Origin of the sequence: uncultured Thermus sp. (genome assembly GCF_938010445.1) — a bacterium.
GTDB classification, from domain to species: domain Bacteria; phylum Deinococcota; class Deinococci; order Deinococcales; family Thermaceae; genus Thermus; species Thermus altitudinis.
Genome location: NZ_CALLUR010000077.1, coordinates 1 through 2,787 on the forward strand (window position 1 = coordinate 1; position 2,787 = coordinate 2,787).

Sequence of the window (2,787 nt, forward strand, 5' to 3'; positions counted from 1 at the left end):
AAAACTCCCCCCCAGGGGAGGCGTGGCCTTTGGTTCTGGAGCGCTTCCTCTCTGTAGCCGCAGGCATCGTCTACCTGTCCGCCTCCGCAGCGGGTTATACCCGCAGGCCCTTGAAGCGCTGGGAGGCCTGGGCTTTGGGCATTCTGGCCGTATTGCTCTTTGTGCCCTACGGGCTTCTCAACCTGGTGGCCTTCCTCCTGGGGCTTCCCTTCTTCCGCAAAGGGTTGACGAGAGCGCGCAAAGAGGCTTAGCGTAAGACCGAAGGCAAGGAGGTAGAACGATGAAAAGAGTCCTCTTGATCCTTTTGGCCTTGGTGGGCCTGGCCCTGGCCCAAAAACCCAAGGTGGTGGTGGCCACAGGCGGCGTGGGGGGCGTGTACTTCTACTATGGCACCACCCTGGCGGAGATCTGGAACAAAGCCGGGGTGGCCGAGGCCCAGGCCATCCAGACGGCAGCCTCCATAGACAATCTGCTTCTTTTGGAAAACCGCACCGGCGGAGGAACCTACTACTGCGCCACCGTGTTGCCGGACTCCGCCTATCTGGCCTACACCGGGCAGCACGACCGCTTTAAGGACAAACCCGCGAAAAACGTCCGCATCCTCTTCGCCATGTACCCCAACTTCCTGCACATCGTCACCCGGGAGGGCACCGGCATCCGGGTGGTGCAGGACCTAAAGGGCAAGCGGGTATCCACCGGGGCCCCGGGCTCGGGGACCGAGGTGGAGGCCCTACTGGTCCTGCAGGCAGCGGGGCTATCCCCCAAGGACTTCGCCAAGCAGGAACGCCTAGGGGCCCAGGAGAGCGCCAATGCCCTCTCTGAGGGCAACATCGACGCCTTCTTCTGGTCGGGGGGCCTGCCCACGGGGGCCATCACCGAGCTTGCGGCCTCCTTGGCCCGGAAAGGGCAACGAATCCACCTGGTGCCCCTAGACCCCAAGAGCACCGTGGTCCAGACCTTCCAGAAGCGTTTCCCCGGCCTTGCCGGCCCCGGGGTGATCCCCAAGGCCATCTACGGTACCCGGGCCGACACCCCCACCCTCACCTTCTGGAACCTCTTCGTCTGTCCGCAAAGCCTGCCTGAGGAGGCTGCGTATGCCCTCACCAAGGCCACCTTTGAAAACCTGGCCACCCTACGCCAGGCGGTGGCCGCCGCCCGGGATACCAGCCTGGAAAACGCCGTGCGCTTCGTGGGAGGTACCATCCCCTACCACGAGGGGGCCCTGCGGTACTTCCGGGAAGCCGGGGCCTTGAAGTAGGGCCGTGAAACCCGCTCCCTTCCCCACCAAGCTGGCCCAGCTCCCGAGGAGCTGGGCTTTTTGGTCGGCCCTGGTCCTCCTGGCCCTGGTGCGGGTGGTGGCGGTGGAAGAGGGGACCAAAAGGCGGTATCTGCTCCTCACCCCCTGGGAAAAGGGGCAGGTGGAGTTCGTGAACACGGTCACGGGGAAACCCGTCCTTGTGGAGTTTCACCCGCTTTGGGCCTTCCAGGGCTTCCAGGCCTACACCGACCCGGAAACGGAAGCCTACTATACCGCCGGGGAATACCCCTGGAACCAGGCCCTGGCCAAGGAGCGGCGGAAGGTCCTGGCCTACTGCTCCGAGGTGGGCCTGGCCTTGAAGCTAGGGGACACCTGGTTCCGGGTGCAAAAGGGATGCCTGCGGCTACGCCTCCTCTGGCCCCCTTAATCCCCTGGCTAGCGGATCACCTGGGGTACCACGCGCACGGTGAAGGTGCGGCCTTGGCGCCAGACCTCGAGGCTCACCGCCTCCCCCGGCTTCTTGCTGTAAAGAACCCGCCGGAGCTGGGCGATGGAGGTTAAGGGCACGCCCTCCGCCTTGAGGAGGACGTCCCCATCCACCCCCACCTGGAGGGTCTCCCCCGTGGGGAGTTGCAGGTAGGCAAAGCGGCTTGGAGCCCTCAGGCCCGCCCGGGCAGCGGGGCTATTGCGCTCCACCTCCTGCACCATGAGGCCCGAGGCGGGAAGCCCGTACTGCTGGCGCAACCTCTCGGGGTAGACGGAGAGGGGAATGAGGGAAACGCCAAGGCGGGGCCGGTTTTTGATGATCTCCTCCGCGGCCAGGGTCTTCCCCGCCTTGAGCTCCGGCAGGTACTGCTTCACCAGGTTGATGGGCAGGGCAAACCCCACGCCGGCGAACTGGGCGGCCCCAAACTGGCCCGTGGGGGTGAGGATGGCGGTATTGATGCCGATCACCTCCCCCCGGGAGTTGAGAAGGGGCCCCCCGGAGTTGCCAGGGTTGATGGCGGCATCCGTCTGGATCACCTGGGGCACCAGGCCCGACTCATCCCCGATGGCCCCGGGGTTCTCCCGGATCGCGGAGACGATCCCCTGGGTCACGGTGAACTCCAGGCCGAAGGGATTCCCCATGGCGATGGCCTTCTGCCCCACCCGGATGCGGTCGGAGTCCCCAAGCGGCAAGGGTACCAGCTTTTCCTTGGGCGCCTCCACCTTGAGGAGGGCCACATCCAAAGGGGGGGCTGCCCCCACCAGCCGGGCCCGGTACTCGCCCGGGTCGTTGTGGAACTTCACCGTGATGCGGCTTGCCCCCTCCACCACGTGGTAGTTGGTGAGGATATAGCCCTCCTTGTCAATGACAAAGCCCGAACCCGCTCCTTCCTGGGGAGGCATCTGCAAGAAGGGGGCGAAGAACTCAAAGCCCGGGGGCAGCTGGACGCTTTGCGGACGGGTCACCACCCCCACGTAGACCACCCCGTCCCCGTACCTTTCCACGATCTCCACCGTGTTGCGCTCGTATTCCAAAAGCCCGG

Annotated in this window: 3 protein-coding genes and 1 pseudogene; 3 read left to right on the forward strand and 1 reads right to left on the reverse strand. The window is 65.3% G+C overall.

Annotation, left to right across the window (positions count from 1 at the left end):
• The 3 genes and pseudogenes from Q0693_RS04555 to Q0693_RS04565 all read left to right on the forward strand — a co-directional run.
• Nucleotides 1-251, forward strand: a pseudogene (locus Q0693_RS04555) (transporter); the annotation flags it as partial.
• A gap of 29 nt (nucleotides 252-280) precedes the next feature.
• Nucleotides 281-1,258, forward strand: a complete 978-nt coding sequence (locus Q0693_RS04560) for a TAXI family TRAP transporter solute-binding subunit (RefSeq protein ID WP_298629552.1) — start codon at nucleotides 281-283, stop codon at nucleotides 1,256-1,258.
• A 31-nt stretch (nucleotides 1,259-1,289) separates the two neighbouring features.
• Nucleotides 1,290-1,685: a hypothetical protein gene (locus Q0693_RS04565; RefSeq protein WP_298629554.1), complete on the forward strand. Its 396-nt coding sequence runs from the start codon at nucleotides 1,290-1,292 to the stop codon at nucleotides 1,683-1,685.
• An 8-nt stretch (nucleotides 1,686-1,693) separates the two neighbouring features.
• Here Q0693_RS04565 and Q0693_RS04570 read toward each other — a convergent pair.
• Nucleotides 1,694-2,787 (reverse strand): trypsin-like peptidase domain-containing protein (locus Q0693_RS04570; protein WP_298629553.1); only part of this gene is annotated, 1,094 nt, incomplete at its 5' end.

Excerpts from the sequence above, each read along its gene's own strand:
- Q0693_RS04560 (WP_298629552.1), top strand. The coding sequence starts at position 281 with ATGAAAAGAGTCCTCTTGATCCTTTTGGCCTTGGTGGGCCTGGCCCTG.